General features: G+C 56.3%; 19 protein-coding genes. 5 read left to right on the top strand and 14 right to left on the bottom strand.

The window, feature by feature from the left end; translation table 11 throughout:
* Window positions 1-121: 121 nt before the first annotated feature.
* The 8 genes from rsfS to ABYO54_RS03295 form a co-directional block, all read right to left on the bottom strand.
* The gene (gene rsfS, locus ABYO54_RS03330) at window positions 122-475 is read right to left on the bottom strand and encodes a ribosome silencing factor (protein WP_372806819.1); all 354 of its coding nucleotides are present in this window, start codon (window positions 473-475) and stop codon (window positions 122-124) included.
* An 8-nt stretch (window positions 476-483) separates the two neighbouring features.
* Window positions 484-1,113 (bottom strand): nicotinate-nucleotide adenylyltransferase, encoded by a 630-nt coding sequence (nadD, locus tag ABYO54_RS03325; protein WP_372806818.1) that lies wholly within the window; start codon window positions 1,111-1,113, stop codon window positions 484-486.
* Window positions 1,114-1,142: 29 nt separating this feature from the next.
* Window positions 1,143-1,691, bottom strand: coding sequence for a polysaccharide biosynthesis/export family protein (locus ABYO54_RS03320; protein WP_372806817.1), 549 nt, complete (start codon window positions 1,689-1,691; stop codon window positions 1,143-1,145).
* A gap of 113 nt (window positions 1,692-1,804) precedes the next feature.
* Window positions 1,805-3,901, bottom strand: coding sequence for a GumC family protein (locus ABYO54_RS03315; RefSeq protein ID WP_372806816.1), 2,097 nt, complete (start codon window positions 3,899-3,901; stop codon window positions 1,805-1,807).
* A gap of 91 nt (window positions 3,902-3,992) precedes the next feature.
* The gene (locus ABYO54_RS03310) at window positions 3,993-5,180 is read right to left on the bottom strand and encodes an outer membrane beta-barrel protein (protein WP_372806815.1); all 1,188 of its coding nucleotides are present in this window, start codon (window positions 5,178-5,180) and stop codon (window positions 3,993-3,995) included.
* Between the two features lie 57 nt (window positions 5,181-5,237).
* Entirely contained in the window at window positions 5,238-5,816 is a 579-nt protein-coding gene (locus tag ABYO54_RS03305) for a hypothetical protein (protein WP_372806814.1), read from the bottom strand.
* An 11-nt stretch (window positions 5,817-5,827) separates the two neighbouring features.
* Window positions 5,828-6,379, bottom strand: coding sequence for a hypothetical protein (locus tag ABYO54_RS03300; protein ID WP_372806813.1), 552 nt, complete (start codon window positions 6,377-6,379; stop codon window positions 5,828-5,830).
* 64 nt (window positions 6,380-6,443) lie between these two features.
* The gene (locus ABYO54_RS03295) at window positions 6,444-6,899 is read right to left on the bottom strand and encodes a hypothetical protein (RefSeq protein ID WP_372806812.1); all 456 of its coding nucleotides are present in this window, start codon (window positions 6,897-6,899) and stop codon (window positions 6,444-6,446) included.
* Between the two features lie 96 nt (window positions 6,900-6,995).
* Between ABYO54_RS03295 and rnhC the strand changes: the two genes are divergently transcribed.
* Window positions 6,996-7,943 carry a ribonuclease HIII gene (gene rnhC, locus ABYO54_RS03290; RefSeq protein WP_372806811.1) on the top strand — a complete coding sequence of 316 codons (948 nt, stop codon included), beginning with the start codon at window positions 6,996-6,998 and terminating at the stop codon, window positions 7,941-7,943.
* A 3-nt stretch (window positions 7,944-7,946) separates the two neighbouring features.
* Here the strand turns inward: rnhC and ABYO54_RS03285 are convergent, their stop codons facing one another.
* From ABYO54_RS03285 to ABYO54_RS03265, 5 genes are read right to left on the bottom strand one after another with little or no spacing between them, the layout of a single operon-like run.
* Window positions 7,947-8,387, bottom strand: coding sequence for an ExbD/TolR family protein (locus tag ABYO54_RS03285; RefSeq protein WP_372806810.1), 441 nt, complete (start codon window positions 8,385-8,387; stop codon window positions 7,947-7,949).
* 2 nt (window positions 8,388-8,389) lie between these two features.
* Window positions 8,390-8,821 carry an ExbD/TolR family protein gene (locus ABYO54_RS03280; protein ID WP_372806809.1) on the bottom strand — a complete coding sequence of 144 codons (432 nt, stop codon included), beginning with the start codon at window positions 8,819-8,821 and terminating at the stop codon, window positions 8,390-8,392.
* 17 nt (window positions 8,822-8,838) lie between these two features.
* Window positions 8,839-9,597, bottom strand: coding sequence for a MotA/TolQ/ExbB proton channel family protein (locus ABYO54_RS03275; RefSeq protein ID WP_372806808.1), 759 nt, complete (start codon window positions 9,595-9,597; stop codon window positions 8,839-8,841).
* 4 nt (window positions 9,598-9,601) lie between these two features.
* On the bottom strand, window positions 9,602-10,417 hold the full coding sequence (locus ABYO54_RS03270) for a tol-pal system YbgF family protein (protein ID WP_372806807.1): 816 nt from the start codon (window positions 10,415-10,417) through the stop codon (window positions 9,602-9,604).
* The gene (locus ABYO54_RS03265; protein WP_372806806.1) at window positions 10,414-13,218 is read right to left on the bottom strand and encodes a tetratricopeptide repeat protein; all 2,805 of its coding nucleotides are present in this window, start codon (window positions 13,216-13,218) and stop codon (window positions 10,414-10,416) included. Before ABYO54_RS03265 ends, ABYO54_RS03270 begins: the two co-directional genes overlap by 4 nt.
* Window positions 13,219-13,604: 386 nt before the next feature.
* Here ABYO54_RS03265 and ABYO54_RS03260 point away from each other — a divergent pair, with 386 nt between their 5' ends.
* The 4 genes from ABYO54_RS03260 (at window position 13,605) to ABYO54_RS03245 (ending at window position 17,238) form a co-directional block, all read left to right on the top strand.
* Window positions 13,605-14,705, top strand: coding sequence for a homocitrate synthase (locus tag ABYO54_RS03260; protein ID WP_372806805.1), 1,101 nt, complete (start codon window positions 13,605-13,607; stop codon window positions 14,703-14,705).
* Between the two features lie 51 nt (window positions 14,706-14,756).
* A complete protein-coding gene (locus ABYO54_RS03255) occupies window positions 14,757-14,984 on the top strand; it encodes a hypothetical protein (RefSeq protein ID WP_372806804.1) in 228 nt (75 codons plus the stop codon).
* Between the two features lie 173 nt (window positions 14,985-15,157).
* Entirely contained in the window at window positions 15,158-16,753 is a 1,596-nt protein-coding gene (locus ABYO54_RS03250; RefSeq protein ID WP_372806803.1) for a sigma-54 interaction domain-containing protein, read from the top strand.
* Between the two features lie 44 nt (window positions 16,754-16,797).
* On the top strand, window positions 16,798-17,238 hold the full coding sequence (locus ABYO54_RS03245; RefSeq protein WP_372806802.1) for an N-acetyltransferase family protein: 441 nt from the start codon (window positions 16,798-16,800) through the stop codon (window positions 17,236-17,238).
* Window positions 17,239-17,275: 37 nt separating this feature from the next.
* Here ABYO54_RS03245 and ABYO54_RS03240 read toward each other — a convergent pair.
* On the bottom strand, window positions 17,276-18,049 hold a 774-nt coding region (locus tag ABYO54_RS03240; protein ID WP_372806801.1), incomplete at its 5' end, for a YbgA family protein.

Genomic DNA, 18,049 nt, shown 5'->3' with positions numbered 1-18,049 from the left:
TTGCCGATGTGGGCATAGTTATAGACCGTGGGGCCGCAGGTATACATGCGGACATGCTTGCCATCGAGGGGAACGAGTTCCTCTTTGGCCCGGCTCATCGTATTGTAGACCTTGAATGCCATTACTCCCCGACCTCCAGTTCGACTTTCGGCGCATCCTTCCAGAGCTTTTCGAGATCGTAGAACTCGCGGAGCTCGCGCTCGAAGATGTGCACCATGATGCCGTGGTAATCCATGATCATCCACCCGCTATCGGGCACGCCTTCCTTGTGGTAGCCCTTGAAACCCGCATCCTTGAAGAGGCGCTGGAGACCATCGTATAGCGCCTTGAGATGCGGCTTGTTGGCCCCGGTTGCAATGACAAAATAATCGGCAATGTTGGCGTGCTCCCGCAGGTCGAGCGCCACGATGTCTTCTGCTTTCCGATCATCGAGAAAACCGACGATCTGCTTGATGATTTCAAAATCTTTTTCCATGTTTCACCTCAGCCTCGATAAAGGCCATGTTCGTAAATATACATTTCCACCTCGGGCGGCACCAAATAGCGGATACCCAGTCCCTCGGCGATGCGCATGCGGATCTCCGTCGAAGAAATCTCTACCAGATGCGCTTCGATTACATTCTTGAGGAGTCGCTTCCTGTGCTCCTCGGGCACGTTCACCTTTTCCGCGATCGCATCCAGGCAACGTTCACCCGGCCGCAGAAAGGTGGCAACTTCGCAAAGGTTCAGCAACTCGTCAATCTTGTACCAGTTGTGCAGGTCGACCAACGTATCGGAACCGACAATCAAAACCAAGCCGGCACCGGGATGTTCCTCTCTCATGGATCGGATTGTATCAATGGTATAGGAGACCCCACCGCGCTGGAACTCCGTATCCGAAACCGAGAACCGGATGTCCGTTTCGACCGCCAACCGCAACATGTTCAAGCGATGTTCCGCATCGACCTGCTGCACGTGCTGTTTGTGGGGAGGAATGGCCGCCGGAATGAAGATGACTTCCGAAAGCTCGAGGCGCTCAGCGGCATCCTGGGCAATAATCAGGTGGCCGACATGCACGGGATCGAACGAACCGCCCATGATTCCGATTCGTTTGGCCGATGCCTGCATGTCCATCTTCTATCCGCCTTTCAGGCGCTTGCCGACTAGTACCAGTGCTGCGGAACCTTGATCACATCGCCCGCCTCGATCTTGACATCCTTGGAAGGATCCTTTTCCAGTTCCTTCATATTGAAGCGATAGATTTTTCCATGGCGGGAAATGGTGACCTTGGTTTTCCAGGCAAATGCCGTATAGCCGCGCGCGCCGGCAATGGCCTGCAGCAGCGTGGTTCCGGTGGTTAACGGGAACTGGCCGGGCTGGTTGACTTCGCCCTGCACATAGAAAACCATGGCCGTCATCGTCACGTTGATGGAGACGTTTTTATAGATCCCGTTATCAATGTAGAGCTTCTCTATTTTCTGTTCGAGTTCGGAAGTCGTCAGCCCGGCCGCCTTGATCGGTTCCAAATGCAACAGGCCGATTTTGCCGTTCTCATCGATCACCAACTCCAACTGCTGCTGCTCTTGGATGCCGCTGAACCGGATATAGAGCGGATCCAACGGCTGCAGCTGATAGGCACTGATATCATTGGACGATGACTTTTTCTCGCTGGTTGCCTCGACCGCGATATCGCCCGAGGAAGGAATTGCCATCGTTGAATCAACGGGCTGCAAGACACAACCATTGATCAGGAAAGATACCAACACTGCGGCAATCATAGGGAAAACACACTTCATTTTCATTTACCTCGTAAAGCTTCCAGTCGCTACACCTGATCATCGGACAGCACATCGCTCTGAGAGCTGTGGTAGTAGTCCGAGTAATAGGAGTGGTAGTAGTAATAGTAATCGTCGCGCATGATGTTGATGTTGTTCAAGACGGCTCCGATGACGTTGACGCCAAGCGCCTCGACCATCTGTTTTGCCTTCATGAGCATATCGCGCGGATATTTGCGGTATTGGACAACGATGATGGCGCCATCGGTTTCCTTCGCGATAATGGAAGAATCGCTGATCCCCACCAACGGCGGAGTATCAATCAACACCACGTCGTATTTTGATTTCAAGGAGGTAATCAACTCACCGATCCGCTTGGGATCCAAAACACCCAGCGAGGTCCGAGGCAGACGACCGGACGGGAGGAAATGCAGGTTTGGAACGCTGGTAGCCTTGATGGCTTCCTCCACCGGAACATCCCGCAAAAGAACATTGGTCAAACCGAAGCGGTTCGAAACCCCGAGAATCGTGTGCTGAACCGGACGACGCAAGTCGGCGTCAATCAAGAGCACCTTTTCGCCCTGCTGTGCGCAAACGAAAGCCAAGTTAAAACAGGTCGTCGACTTACCTTCACCGGCTCCACTGGAAAGAACGGAGAACGCACCGCGATGCGATCCACCTTCCGTAAAGGCCAGATTCGTGCGCAATACACGGTAGGCCTCGGAATGCTCGCTGTCCGGACCTTCTTCGATCAACGGGCGCACTTTCTGGGGAATCAACCCCAGCACCGGCAACCCAAGGATGCGCTCGACGTCGTCCGCCGTCTTAATGGAAGTATCGAGATATTCGATAAAGTAAGCCAAGCCCACGCCCGCGCCCAAGCCGACAAAAATACTCAGCAAAACATTCATGAAAAGATTGGGGCTTACCGGTCGACGGTTCGGTTCCGCCACATCAATGATGTCAACCGGATTGCTTGGGACTTCCAACGTAATGATTTCCTGCCGATGCTTCGACATCAGCTGATTGTAGATCAACCGCTCGGCTTCAAGCTGCGCCGAGGCAATACGGTACGGACGGTTTTTCTCTCCCTGAGACTCGATGCTACTGGACCGGACGGCAGACAATTCCCGGTCGAGCCGCTCGTACTTGCTTTTCGCCAACTTATAGTCGGTCTCCAAGCCATTACGGAGAGCCTGCAAGCGCTGCTTGAGCGTTTCCTCGAGCTTTTCCTTTTGCAACGTATATCGTTTTACTTCCGGGTGGTTGGCACCGAAATCGGCATCCAGAGAACTGAGCTGCACGTCGATATCCTGGATCTGCTGAACCGTGTTCACGACGATCTGGTCGAAGGTAATGTAAGAAGCCTGCTCGATCAGATCCTTGTCTTCCAGCCCCTTCAGGGTCTCGAGCAACGATTCTTTATCAAGCATTTCCGCCTTTGCGGACAAGCATTGGCCTTCCATTTCCTGGAGGCGCATTTCATCGACGTCGTAATGCCCTTCGCCCCCATACGTGGCAATATCCAGGTCTTTGCGGATTTTCTGGAGATTGTTTTCAGCAGCCTCCACGCGAAGCAACTGCTCCTTTACCGCCTGCCCGATTTTATCAATGGCGCTTTTCGCATCCGACATGGCTTTATTGAGCCGGGAATCACGATAGACCTCCGCCAACTCGTTAGCGATATTGGATGCTTCTTCGGGATTATCGCGATTCACGCTGATGATGATGAGCGAGGTGTCGCGTTGCTGCATCACGTTGATGCTGTTGGCCAAGATTTTATGGGCAACTTCGCGCGGAATCTTGGCGCCTTCCTTGCCCCACTCTTTCTCAAGATTGAGGCGGGTGATCACCTCATACAGAATGGGCTTGGACTGGATGATCTCGAACTGCGTACGTAAAAAATAGGGATTGTAAATCGTGCCGTAATATGACCCACCAGAAAACGGATCGATTTCAGGACTATCCTCGGAAACGGAAATCCGGACCTGGGAACGATAGATGTTAGGAAGCATCAATGTATAGACGGTACCCGTCAACACCACCAGAATCGCAACGGCAAGAACAATTTCCTTGCGGGATCGAATGACCCGCCAATAGTCGAGGAAATGAAGGGTGCTCGACTGTTGCGCTGTATCAGTACTCATCTACAATTCTCCCTGTAAAAAAATCAAGATGGTGAAGGTAAACCTTCACCATCTTGTCATCAAATCAAAACTACAAGAATCGACCGCGATCCTATAATCTCAGGCGCCAACCCACATCGAAGCGATTGCGGTCGTATTCGGCGGAAGATGCATCCGACATCCGCTTTCCGAAATAGTAACCGGCCTCAACAAAGTTGTTGCGATTTACCTGATAGGAACAACGTGCAGTCAACGACAAGAAGCTGTCATCAAAATCAGACACGCTGTTAACTCCGCTCGTGTATTTCGCGTCATACATGCTGATGATATAGGACATCGTTGCCGCAATATTGATCTTGGCCGTAATATCGTGGCGAGCGCCAAGCCCGAAGGAGAGACGATCCTGCATGTTGTAGCTTGAATTTTGCGAACGATAAACCGAGTAGCCGAATGTGCCATTGAAGGTTGTCCGAGCCGAAGGGTTGTAATCCATGCCCATCTCAAGATACGGAGAGGAAGAGTCTTCACTTGCGCCGTCGACCCCGTCAATGCTGGCGAAGGTATAACCCAAGCGACCAAATCCAGTCATATTGGCGGTGAAATTCTGATCAACACCTCCCATGAAGGTGAAGGAGTCATACCCACCGCGATCGCCGTCGTAGGAATGGCTGAGTACGTTTACTCCGCCGATGGCCTGCGTCTTGTTTGGCTTCAGTTGGCGGATATAGGAAGCATCGCCCTTGAGCTGCGTATAGTCGTTGCCGCCTGTATTATTATCCGAATCCCACTTGCCGTAATCGCTATCGTCCCACACGCGAAATTCGTAACCCGCACCAACCTTCACGTAGCTTACGGGATTCAAGGTGTACTCGAGAGCGCCAAGCAGATCGTTTTCGATGTAGTTCTGATTGAAATCATCAACGTCATCGACCTGCCCTTCCTTCTGCTGATAGCGGAAACGATCGGAAAGCGTCAGAAACGCTTGCTGGGAAATCGCGTGATTCAACCGTGCATACAAATCCTGATACGTAATCAGCTCCGGATCGCCATCAACGCGATACTGGAACTCCGGCTGCCAATACAACAACGCATCGGTGCGTGTAGAAAAGTTCAGCTTAGCCGAAAGGTTAACGATATCGGTAACGAATGCCGACCCATCGCCATCCTTCGTTGCGTAAATGTTGTCATCGTAGCCAACGCGCACGTGGTTCTGGAACCGAACAACCCGTTCCTTGGCTGCGTATGACGCACCACCAACCAAAGACAGGGCCACCATTAAATGAAGCGATTTCCTATTCATACCAACAAACTCCCTTAAACAACCTGTAACAAAAACTCACTCGCCTCACGTACACGACTACTCCGGTGTCGCTTCGCGATCTGCGAAACCACCACTTTCCAAGCCGCTGCCGATTGCACCCGAAGACCAGAGGGTACCCCAGCTCTTTTGCGCCACACCCTGCTGGACCTTTGTCTTCGAAGGGATGTCATACATGTTCGGTGCGTCATAGGGATCTGCCGGACCGCCGCCCGTGTTCTTTTTGGATGCTTTCCATGCTTTGGTGGCCGAAACCTTGGGCACAATACCATTCAGGCCATCTTTGGCCATTTGAAGAGCATCCTTGACTCCATCTTCGGCCGCATCTGCAGCGTCCTGGTCATTGGCCTCGATAGCCCGGTCCATTGCGGTAGAAGCGGCCTGTCCGGCCGCAACGGCGGCATCCACGGCATCGGCGCGCCGATTGGCTTCCGCCATCGCCTCAAGGTTTCCTGTTGCAGCGGCGTCAACCACGTTGGCTTGCGCCTCAACCGAGATCGTTGAAAGCTCCGCAAGAATGGCGGATGCGGCAATTTTGTCCGCGCCACTGGCATGAACGGCAAACAAAAGGGATGCCATTCCCAACACTCCAGCTTTAAGAATTGAATTTCCGTTCATGATGGGCTCCTTTACTTAGAATACTTTTCGGTGATCAGTTTTTTCACGCGATCATAATTGAACTGGACCTGCGACGATGCGGCCACGGCATCCCGCAAGGCAGTGCGGATGATATCCAGGCTTTCCGTTTTGTTGGTTGCAACCGCCTCAACGTAAGCCACGGCCATACCAACAATTTTGGCACCAGAAAGAGCTACTCCCGCATTTACCTTTGCAAGCAGTGCATAATCACCCGCAAGAGACGGGTTTCCGGCAGATTCTATCTTGCCGGCACTTTCCTTAGCCCCTTTAAGGGAATCCACGGCAACCTTCCAGTTTTCCGCAGCGGCCTCAACCATTTCGGCAATATCGGGCATGAGCGGGGAATCCTCGGGAATCAGCGCGAGCATTTCCTTGCCCTTTTCGATATCCGCACGAGCTTTTTGAACTGCTTTTTCCGCTGCGCTGATGGCAACTTGCACTTCACTCGACGAATTTTCCTGCTGGGCCTTCGCCACATTTGGCGCAACTCCTATTCCTAGCAGCGCTACGATCAAACCGGCAATAAAACTATGTCTGCTCATATCCCCTAATCCTTAAGTTAAGTTTCGCATTAGTATTAAAAATTTCTTTCAGGCGCAAGCAAAACTATTCCGCATCATGCCAACCAGCTCCCAACGCCTGTACCATGGTTTCGTAGCCTGCTATGAAATCCACACCATTCATAATACAGAAGCTCTCCCATGAATCAACGTCTTTAGGCAACAAAACTTTGCCGGCGACATACTCCGCCTCACCCGACAAAATCAGCTCGATCTGCCCCATGGAGCGGGCGCAATCATGCAACGTAAACTCCTTGCCGTTAACCACCTCCATAAGTCCAAAACGAACGCCAATCCCATTTAGAAAAGCCACGCAGTCATTCAGGGAGGCGTTTTTTTCAACATACCGATCAAAAAAACCGGTATTCCGCGCAAGGATCAGGGCGGCATCGGCATAGGTTGGCACCGGCGGCACAACCCCATCTTTTTCGGCAGCGGAAGCCACCTGTACGGAAGACAAAAAAAAGGCGAATACAAATAATACATGCCAAGTATTTTTCACGATTAACTCCAAATCCACCCATTGCCAGGAAAAGCGCCTTTGTTAAACGCCTCCGATTTGTTATTTAACACAGCCACGTTTACCACGGACCCCCTTATGAAAACCAACTCTTTCACCTTCAAACTAAACGAAGAACAACAGCGGGAGCTCAAACGCCTGCTGGGTAGCTCCAAGTACCTGAAACAAAGCGTGCCGCACACCCAAATGGCCGTCTCCATCCCCGACTGCCGAATCAACCTCTACAATTCAGGAAAACTACTGGTTCAAGGAAAAGCGGCCCAGGAATGGATCACATTCACGCTGGAAACCGAAATCCTTAAAGAAGCCGTAATGGGATACGAAGATTTTCACGACCCCGAAGCGTTCCAACCCCATATGGGGATCGACGAAAGCGGCAAAGGCGACTTTTTCGGCCCCTTGGTCATTGCCTCCGCCTATGTCGACGAAGGGCTGGTTGAAAAACTGCGCGAAATGGGCGTACGCGACTCGAAAAAGATTTCCTCCGACAACGTGGCCTTGAATATGGCACGCGATATCCGCAAACTCTTGGGCGATCGTTGCGCGATGGTCACCATCGGCCCTCGGGCCTACAACCGGATGTACGCAAAAATCAGGAACGTGAACAAGATGTTGGCCTGGGGCCATGCCCGGGCGATTGAAAACCTTTTGGAAAAAGTTCCGGATTGCCCTCGCGCGCTGTCGGACAAGTTCGGGCCGACGCATCAGATCGAACGGGCCCTGTTTGACAAAGGGAAAAAAATCAAACTCGACCAGCGCACCAAGGCCGAATCCGACCCCGCGGTTGCGGCGGCTTCGATCCTCGCACGGGCGGGATTCATTCATGCCCTCAAGCAGATGGGAAAAGCCCAAGGCTTCGAGATCCCAAAAGGGGCGTCCGACAAGGTACGGCGCGAAGCCGAAAAGCTCGTGGCAAACAAGGGTCCGGGCATCTTGCTCGACACCGCCAAATGCCACTTCCAGACAACCGATAAGGTTTTGGCCGAGGTCGGCTACTCGCGCAAGGACCTGCCATCGCCCAACTAGGCGCTAGTTGACCGAACCAAACGTAACGTTTTTGATTCCGGCGCCCGCGCACGCGTTGAGCACGTCGATCACGCGCTCATGGACGGCATCGTCCTCGGCCGCAATGGTAATCATCGCCTTGGTCTTGGAGAGCGCGGCGGCCTGGCTATAGCGAAGCAACGTAAACTCCAACCCGGCGAGGTCCGACTTGTCCGGAGAAGAATAAACCCTGTTGTTGAGAACGATTTTACCGTCGGAAGTCACCTCGATGATCTGCTCATCCGGCATCTCAAGCTGGGTTGAAACAGAAACCGCGCCGGGCAATGCGAGCGTCAAGTCCGCTTCCGGGCGTTTGAGGCGGGCGCTGACCATGAAATAGATCAGCAACAGGAAGACCACGTCGATAAGCGGGGCAATCTGCAACTCGGCCTTTTCATTAATGAGTTCATCCATCCATGCTTTCATGGCTAATCCCCCGACTCGAACGTTGCAAAGATTACATTGGCCACGCCACCTTCGGCACAGGCCGCCATCACATCCCTGACATGCTTGTGCCTTGCAAAGCGATCGGCGCGCAAATAGACCTCGGCATCCTTGTTTTCAGCCAAGATTTTCTGAACATAGGGAGCAATTGCCTCAACCTCAATTTGCTTGAGGTTCATGAGAATATCGACCTCCTCACCCGTTCGATCTCTCGAACGAATGGTGATCAACTCGCGACCGCGCGCGCTTTCGGGAACAATCGACTTGTCCGCCACGGGCAAATCCACGGGCGTACGGTCCATTTTGGCCATATGCGAAGCAACCATGAAGAAGATCAACAGCAGGAAGACCATATCAATCATGGGAGCCATGTTGATATCGTCGTCGCCGCCTTCGATTGGAATCCTGAATTTCACGGATTATCCCCGTTGCCTTATTTAACTTTGGCGTAGCGATAGATGTTCAGGTAGTGACCCACCAAGCGCCCCATGGTCGACATGCTTTTGATGAAATTATTCTTGAACAAAAAGTAGGCAAACATGGCCGGGATGGCAATCACGAGTCCCGTCGCCGTCGTAATCAATGCCTCACCGATCGAACCCGCGAGCTTGCCGGGGTCGCCCATGCCGCCCTGCGCAATGATCGAGAACGCCTTGATCATACCGGAGACGGTGCCCAACAGCCCAAGCATCGGGGCCGTCCCACCGATGATCGACAGAAAATTGATCGGCTTCATGAAGGTAACCATCTGCTCGTTTCCGGCCTCCTCGATGGCGTCCATGACATGCTTGGCATCGTATTCATGCTCTTCGGAAATACGCTCCATGCCCGCATCGAGCACCGCCGTCAGCAAGCTGTCGTTCTCGGCGCAGAGCTGACGGATCGCAGCCACGTCGCGCGTGGCCATCAAGGCTTCAATCTGCTCCTTGAGGTCGTTGCGCAACATATTCTTTTCACGCAACAGCAAGGCGTTCCGAATGATGAAATAGAGCATCGCAACCGAAAAGAGCCCCAGCGGGTACATAGCCCAACCGCCCTGTTTGATCAGCATGCCGAGCGTCACCGTTTCGGCAGGTGCCACCACCGGTGCGCCGGCAGGCGCAGCTTCCTGAGCCAAGGTGCTTGCGATTGGAACGAGCATTCCCACCAGCAACACCAACATTGCCACGAGTCCAAAGTATCCTTTTTTCATTCCACTAACCTCCTGCGTTTCCCGTTGATTCTTTTTTGATTTGTGCACCCAGCGTGCTCCATTGCGTACCGGGATATGCGATCATAAGTTCGTTGGCCACCGCTTCGGCCTTTTGCGGTTGCCCCAGCTGCTGGTAAATCCGCGCTTCAAGCACCGTGGCCGGCGCCAGCCACTCCGCGTCGCGGCTATGGAACGCGAGGATGCGCGCCACATGCTGCATGGCGAGCCGCGGCTCGCCGCCCTCCAGCGCAAGTTTGCCCTGGATATATTCCGCCATGGGAACCGAGACGGATTCCGGTTGCGAAACGCTCTCGAAAACCCGCTTGGCATCTTCCGTCTTTCCCTGGTCGATCAGCAACATCACGAAATAGAGGCTGGCAACGTCGACATGGGACTGGCTCTTTTCGGCGCGGATCAGGCCAATCGTCTTGCCCACGCCGGCCGCATTGCCGTTCCAATACTGCGCCTTCAGCATCCAAACGAGATAGTCGCCGAGATTGGTCGGCAAATAACTGTACTGCGCCACCGGCCCAACATATTGCTCAAGCATACTTTCCAGCGACTTGCGATCGCCCGTATAGAACAGTTTTTCGCACAGGGGCAAACTCACGCCAGAAAAGCGGAATTCGATCTCGCTGATCATGGAGAGCGAGGACGAAGCGGATCCCGTCTCCGCATAGAGCCGGTCCCCCTTGATATTCAAATTCTTAACCACGAAGGAGCTGCCGTTGTTCACCGTCACCTTCGCCGCATACTCAGACTGGGCCACAACCGACGAAACCAGCGCCAGCACTACCAGGATAGAAGCCGTCAATCTCATAATGCCTTCTCCGCCGGAACCAGCTCCGCATATTTCTTGGCTGCCTCGATGCCCTCGGGCGTGGCGGCAACCTTTTCGTTCGCCAGCATTTCCTTGTAGGTGTTGACGATGTCCGCCTCGTGACCGCCCAGAATCTCCAGGCATTCGATGCTTTTGGCATAGGCCGGCGCCACCCACTCAACGTAATCTTCATACAGCACGTAAATGCGCTGGAAATAGGCAAAGGCCTCTTCGGTTTCGCCCAGCTCCATCTTGCATACGCCCGAACAGTAGAGCGCCTCGGGCGTCAAATCGCCGCGCCACTCGCGAACGGCCAACACTTCGTTATAGGCCTCCAGCGCCAACTCGTATTTTTTCTGGAGACGGTACACATCGCCGCGCCGCTTGCGGGCCCAACCGACCGACTTGCTGTAGCCGAACTTCAACAAAATCGTCTCGGAGAGATCCAGCGCCTCGTCGTAGCTTCCCTCCTTGATCAGCGCATCGAGGTTGGCAAGCATGATGTAGAGCATGTTGTTCGAGATCGGGAAGTTCGACGTGAACCGCTCGCTCGCCTCATGCACCATCGCCCAATCCTCGCGCTTCACGCCCTCGCGCGCAATCAGCACCAGCGTATTCGCGCCGGACAACGGCACATTCTTCGACCGAACGACCGCATCGACAAAGGGTTGCCGCTCGTCGCCTTCCAAAATCGTTGCAAACACCGTCTGATACCGAAGCTCCAGTGTCCGCTGGTTGCTGGCCGAGGCCCCCTGCAGCCGCGCATCCAAGCGATCTCTGATCTCCTCGCGATAGGCACTCCACTCCTCGCTTTGGTAATCGGAGATCACCTCGTTCAGAATCAGATCGACCCCGCCCAGAACGGCGTCGTTGCCATACTGGTCGACCAGATCGAAATAGGCCCGGAGAGAATGGACATACTCATCCCGCGCCTTGTAGGCCTTGCCCTGCCAGTTGGCGGCATTGGCAAAATCGGCCTGATCGTCCCATTTCCCGAGATAGTCCGCGAGCATTGAAATCACATCCCCATAGCGCTTCAGCCGCATCAGCACATCGGCGGACTGGAAGGTGGGGTAATTCACCTGCGACATGTTCTGCGCCTTGTCGCGCGCGAACGAATAGAAGTCGAGCGCGACCTCCATATCGCCTTCGGCACCACGCAGGTCGCCAAGCATGGCATAGGCCTCCGAGAGCAATCGGCTTTCCGGATAGGTATCCACGAACCCGCGCAGCGTGCCTTCCGAGGCCTCATATTGCTCGGCCCCGTACTGGGCGACGCCGAGGCGGTAGGTGGCATCCTCCGCATAGAAGCGCTCTTCGTATTTCGGATTGCTCAGGTACGCCTGGAACGCCGTCGTCGCCTGGGCAAACTCGCCGAGGAACAGCAGCGACATCGACTGCCAGTATTCCGCCGACTCGTAGTAGCGACTCTCCGGCCACCGCTTCAGGATTTCGCGGAAGCTGACCAACGCATCCGCATAGCTGAACTGCATGAAGCGGATATAGCCCATCAAATAGGTTATCTGGTCGATATACTTGTGATCCGGCGAAAGCTCCAGCGCCTTCGTCGCGATCTCGTAGGCCGGCTCGAATTGTTCCTGCTGCATATGAACCTGCATCAGGTTCAGCGTCACATCGTCAAGGAATTCGCCGTCGCGGCGGTTCTGCACATAGTCATATCCCTCGGCGGTGGCGAGCGCCCACTCGCGCTCGTCGAGCATCACGGCGAAGGCCGCGAAACAGGCCTGGTCCGCCAATTCGCTGTCCGGATTTTCGTCATAGATGCGGCGGTAGATCGCATGGGCGGGCCAGTTGCGCTCCAGATCGTTATAGCACTGGGCCGTGCGCAACATTACATCCATGTCGTAGTCTTGGAAATTGGTAATGACTTCGTAGTGCCTCTTCAGGCGATCGAACAGCTGTTGCTGCTTGAGTTGCTTCTCCTTGAACTCGGAAAGCGTCATCGTCCCGCCCGCCACGAAAGGCTTCATCTGCCCCTTCAGCGTAAGGATGCGTTCTTCATAGTGGGCAATGAGTTCCTTTTTGGTCAACACCAGCCGATAGAGCAGGAGCGCCTTCTGGAACTCGCCTTTGTTGTAGTGCGAATCTCCCGCTTCGAGCAGGGCCACGTTCAGCCCCACGTCATGGCGGGCCGCGGCGTCGCAATGCGGCAGAAATTGGAAGAGATTGCTGAAATCGTCGAGCCGGACATAGCAAGTCACCAGCATCACCGCCGCGCCCGCACGGACCGTGTCGGTCTTCGCAATGCGGAAGAGCGAAACCAACGGACGGGTCGCCTCTTTCCATTTTTCCTGCTGGTAGCACGCCTCCGCCATCAGCTGCGTGGCCGAAACCTTCAGCTCTTCCGGCAGGCGGGGATTTTTCAGCACGAGCGCCGACTGCTCCTCCACCATTGGCCACTGCTGCACCATGGTGAGGCACTGTGCCGCCATCACGCGCGCCGCCTCCTGCTGGGCGTCTTCCGGAAACTCGTCGGCAAAACGGGCGAAGTTGCGCGCCGCCGAAACATATTCGCCCAGCTTCATTTGGCAGTACGCCAGCTGGTAGAGGGTAAAGGCCAGCGTCTGCCGCGCCTTCTTCTCCGCATCGCCTTCCAAACGAAGCAGCACCTCCTCCAAGAACGGCAAGGCCTCATCGATCTGGTCGTTCTTCAGCAGTTCCTTGGAGGTTTCCAGCAAAACACTGGTCGATTCCGTGGCCGGATCGAGCCGGGAGAGCTGGCTCTTCGTAACCCCTGCGCCGAGGCTCTGACCGGCCAGCATCAATATTGCCGCCGGCAAAAGCCCCTTCGCAACCCACTTATGGCATCTATACGCATTCCACATATGATGGAAACCCTACTCAAGGAATCCCCGGGCGGGAAGATTAAAGTTTCCAAAAACATTGTTTTTTTAGCATCTCGCGCCACCGCTGCCCCAATGCGCCCTTTACCGCAAAAACAGCCAACGCTCCGGAAATTTTCGTCGAAATGTTCGTAGCATGCTCATGGAGTTGGTTTTGCACAAACGCCCCTCCCGGACCCCGACAAGGTTCGACAATAATTTCCAGAACCAGGCGCCCGCCGCCCGGCGCCAAAAACGTCACTACCACCTATAAATGAACCACTAACAACCATCCGCGCTGGCGCCAAACGAACCGGCACACCTATTGCGTTAGGGCGGGCACGATGAAGACACCCTATTTAATCGACACCACCCTTCGCGACGGCGAGCAGATGCCCGGCGCGGTTTTCACCCGCGAAGAAAAACTTAAGATCGCCCAAGCGTTGGCCAATGCGGGCGTCGGCGAGATCGAGGCCGGCATTCCGGTAATGGGCCCGACGGAACAAGAGGATATCGCGGCAATCATTGCGCTGGCCCTCCCCTGCCGCATCACGGGCTGGTGCCGCGCGGCCCTGATCGACCTCGATGCGGCGGAATCCGCCGGACTCGACTCCGTCCACCTCTCCTTCCCGGTTTCCGACCACCATTTCCAGGCGCTCGGGAAATCGAAAGAGTGGATGCTCGAACGGCTCGAGACCATCCTCCCCGAAGCCCGGCGCCGCTTTTCGTATGTGTCGGTCGGCGCCCAGGATTCGGCGCGCGCCGAACACGGCCTCTTGCTGGCGTTTGCGCACCGCGTCCAAACCCTCGGGGCCAACCGCTTGCGGATCGCCGACACCGTGGGCGTGATGAACCCCTTCTCCACCCGCGCGCTCTTCGAGGAGCTCGGCTCGGCCGCCCCCGGACTGGAACTGGCCTTCCATGCCCACAACGACCTCGGCATGGCCACCGCCAACTCATTTGCGGCCCTTGAAGGCGGTGCGCATGCGGTCGATGTGACCGCCGCCGGCATCGGCGAACGCGCCGGCAACGCCGCGCTGGAACAAGTTGCGATGGCGGCACCCTATTTAGGCATCAACACAAGCGCGCTCAGCCCACTGTGCGACCTGGTGCTGAGCGCGGCGGAAATGGAAGCCCCCCGTTGCGCCCCCATCATCGGAAAAAATGTCTTCACCCACGAATCGGGCATTCACGTCCAAGCCGTGCTCAACAACCGCGCCGCCTACGAGCCGTTCGCCGCCGCCGATATCGGACGCACCGATTCGACGCAGGTGGTCCTCGGGGTCCACTCCGGCGAGGCCGCACTTCGCCACGCCCTCGAAAAACTACGGATCAACCCCGGCAAGGAACCCCTCACTTGGTTGCTCAACCGAATCCGCCGGCAGGCCGTTTCCACCAAGAAACCGATCACGCCGCGCCAGCTCCGCAACCTGTTCTACGAGTAAACCAAGGCTCTCGGCACCCGCGCCCCCGCCGCCCGAAAGCCGAATCCCGCCATGAGCAAACCCAATCCCCCCGCCTGCCCGCACTGCGGTTCCGCCAAGTTCATTTCCAGCATAGCCAACCGCAAAGTTTACCTCGATCACAACGGCGAGCGCGTTCCGCTGCTCACCACCAACTTCAGTCTCGGCCATCCGGTAATCGAGGAAGAAGCCTGGACCCTCACCTGTCCGTGTTCATGGACGGGCGCAAAAGAAGAGTGCCGGGGCGAAAAAGAGGCGTAAAGCGCGATCCGCCCGCCCCCGTCTCCAGCACCCAATCCGCCCTCCCGGGCCCGATCGCTCCCGCCACCGGGCCCGCTTGGCATAGCTGATGCAACTAAGGCCGCCGAACATGTCGGAAAGACCTCGCATCAAAACAATATTGTAACTTTCGCCAAGAAAACGACCTATAGCACATGCCAAATTGTAAGTTTAACAACCCCACCATCTGCGACCACCGGCACATCAAGGAACTCGAAGCGCTGGCCGACATTGCCCGCACCCTCTCCGCCAAATCGCAGCAGGAAGAGATCCTCCTCGAAGTAATCGATGTCCTGGAGAAAAGCCGGAGCGTAAAACGCGGCACCATCATGCTGCTTACGGCGGACGGCCGCGAACTGCGCGTCGAAGCCGTCAAAGACCAAAAGGTCCAGCATGCCACCGACGCAACGTATCGCCCCGGCGAAGGCATCACCGGGCAGGTGCTGGAAACCGGCGAACTGCGCGTGGTTCCGCTGGTCTCGGACGAGCCGCGCTTCAAGGGCCGGCTGCACGGCCGCACCGACGAGGAACTCAGCTTTATCTGCGTCCCGATTACCGTGGGCAAGGAGACCGTCGGCACCCTCTCCGTCGATTGCGCGGCCCAGCCGCTGCCCGAACTGAACGAGCTGGCCCGCTTCCTTTCCATCGTCGCCACCATGCTCGCGACCGACGTCGTTGCCCGCCGCAACGCGCGCATGGAACGCCAGGCGCTGGAAAACGAGAACGAGCGGCTGCGCGCCGAGATGATGGAAAAGTTCCAGCCGGAAAACATGATCGGCAACTCGCACCTGATGCACGAGGTCTACACCCGCATCCACCAGGTGGCCGCCTCCGAAACCACCGTGCTTATCCGCGGCGAATCCGGAACCGGCAAAGAACTCGTCGCCTCGGCCATTCACTACAGCAGCAACCGCGCAAAAAAACCGTTCGTGAAGGTCAACTGCGCCGCCCTCAACGAAAACCTGCTCGAATCCGAACTCTTCGGCCACGAAAAGGGCGCCTTCACCGGCGCGTTGCAAACGCGCATCGGCCGCGTGCAGGAAGCCGAGGGCGGCACCCTGTTTCTCGACGAAATCGGCGACTTCTCCCCTACCATCCAGGTCAAACTGCTGCGCGTTCTGCAGGAGCGGACCTACGAACGCGTCGGCAGCAACGAGCAGCGCCGGGCCAACGTACGCATCGTGGCCGCAACCAACGCCGACCTCGAGACCCTGATCCAGGAAAACGCCTTCCGCCAGGACCTGTTCTACCGCATCAACGTCTTCCCGATCTATCTGCCCGCGCTACGCTCGCGGCGCGACGACGTCCTGTTGCTGACCAATTTTTTCGTCAAAAAGTATTCGACGCAAATGAAGGTGGAGATCCGGCGCATCAGCACGCCGGCCATCAACATGCTGATGGCCTACCATTGGCCCGGCAACGTCCGCGAACTCGAAAACACGATTGAATACGCGGTGCTCATGGGCAAGGAAGACGGCGTCATCCACGGGCACGACCTTCCGCCCACGCTGCAAACCCCCGTCGCCATCGCCGCAACCGGCAGCAACCAGCACACGCTCAAGGCCCGGGTCGCCATGCTCGAACGCGACCTTATCGTCGACTCGCTCAAGCGCCACAAAGGAACCATCAGCGCCGCCGCCCGCGAGCTCGGCATCACCGAACGCATGGTGCGCTACAAAATCCAGAAGCTCGACATCGACTACGAAACCCTGTTCAAAAAACGACGCCGCAAGAAGACCGGAAACAAGTAAGAGGCCCGGGCCACCCCGAGAGGACGCCCCGCGGAACACCCATCATGAAAATACGGATCGCAACGAAAGACGATGTGCCGGCGATGGCCGAACTGCTCCGGCAACTCTTTGCCCTGGAGATCGATTTCACGGCCGACTACGCGACGCAGAAGCAGGGGCTCGACCTTTTGCTGGACCGGCCAAACACCGCCATCTTCGTTGCCGAGCGCAAGGAGCAGGTCATCGGCATGTGCACCGTGCAAATCCACGTCTCCACCGCCAAGGGCCGAGAGGTCGGCGTCGTCGAAGACGTTGTGGTGGACATCGCACACCGCGGCAAAGGCGTCGGCTCCGCCCTGCTCCGCGCGCTCGAGGACTGGGCGGCCGAACGCGGTCTTGCCCGGCTGCAGCTCCTGGCCGACCGCGACAACCATCCCGCCCTCGGCTTCTACCGCCGGCAAGGCTGGCACCTCACCAACCTGATCGGCTGGATGAAACACCTATAAGCGCACGCCCGGATTCTTGCGGCCGCAGGGCCCCGAATCAATAGACATGGTTACGGAGCCGCAGCTCGACCGGATTCGGTTTCAGGTAATATTGGTCCGCCAAGTAAGGTTCCTGGTATTTGCGGATGTAGTGATTGATCAGCGTGATCGGAACGATCAGCGGAACATGGCCGGCCTTGTAGCTCGCGATCGTTTCGCGCAGCTCGGCCTTTTCGTCCGGCCCCAACGGTTTCTTGAAATACCCCGCCAAATGCTCGAGCACATTGACGTGCCGGCTGACGGTCGCCCGCGCCCGCAGCGCCTCCATCATTTGCCCGAGATACTCCTTTTGAACTACCGGAAGCCGCCGCCCCTTCATTTCCGCGACGATCCGGCCCAGCGCGCGATACGCCGGGACGCTGTGCGACATCAACAAATATTTGTGCCGCTCGTGGAACTTGACCAACCCCGCGCGGGTGTTGTTCTCCGCCAGCAGTTCGCGCCAACGCCGCAGGGCAAAGACGCACTCAATGAAGTTTTCGCGCAGCGCCGGATCATGCAGCCGCCCTTCCTCCTCGACGGGGAGCAACGGGAAACGGTTCATGAAAGCATCGGCGAAAAGGCCGCGCCCCGTGTTCGAGGGCATGCCGTGCTCCGAATACACCTTCACCCGCTCCATGCCGCAACTCGGCGATTTGCTCTTGAAAATGAATCCGCAAAGATTTTCCTGCTCGAGCTCGCCCACCCGTTTGTCGCACCACTCGCGCATCGACGCGGTCAAATCCCGGCGGCTCTTGCCGGTCATCAGCCGCGGATGCTCCGGATCGCCCTC

This window comes from Pontiella sp. (assembly GCF_041622395.1).
Taxonomy (GTDB): domain Bacteria; phylum Verrucomicrobiota; class Kiritimatiellia; order Kiritimatiellales; family Pontiellaceae; genus Pontiella.
The sequence above is the reverse complement of the archived record's forward strand: the minus strand, read 5'-3'. Positions and strand labels throughout refer to the sequence as shown.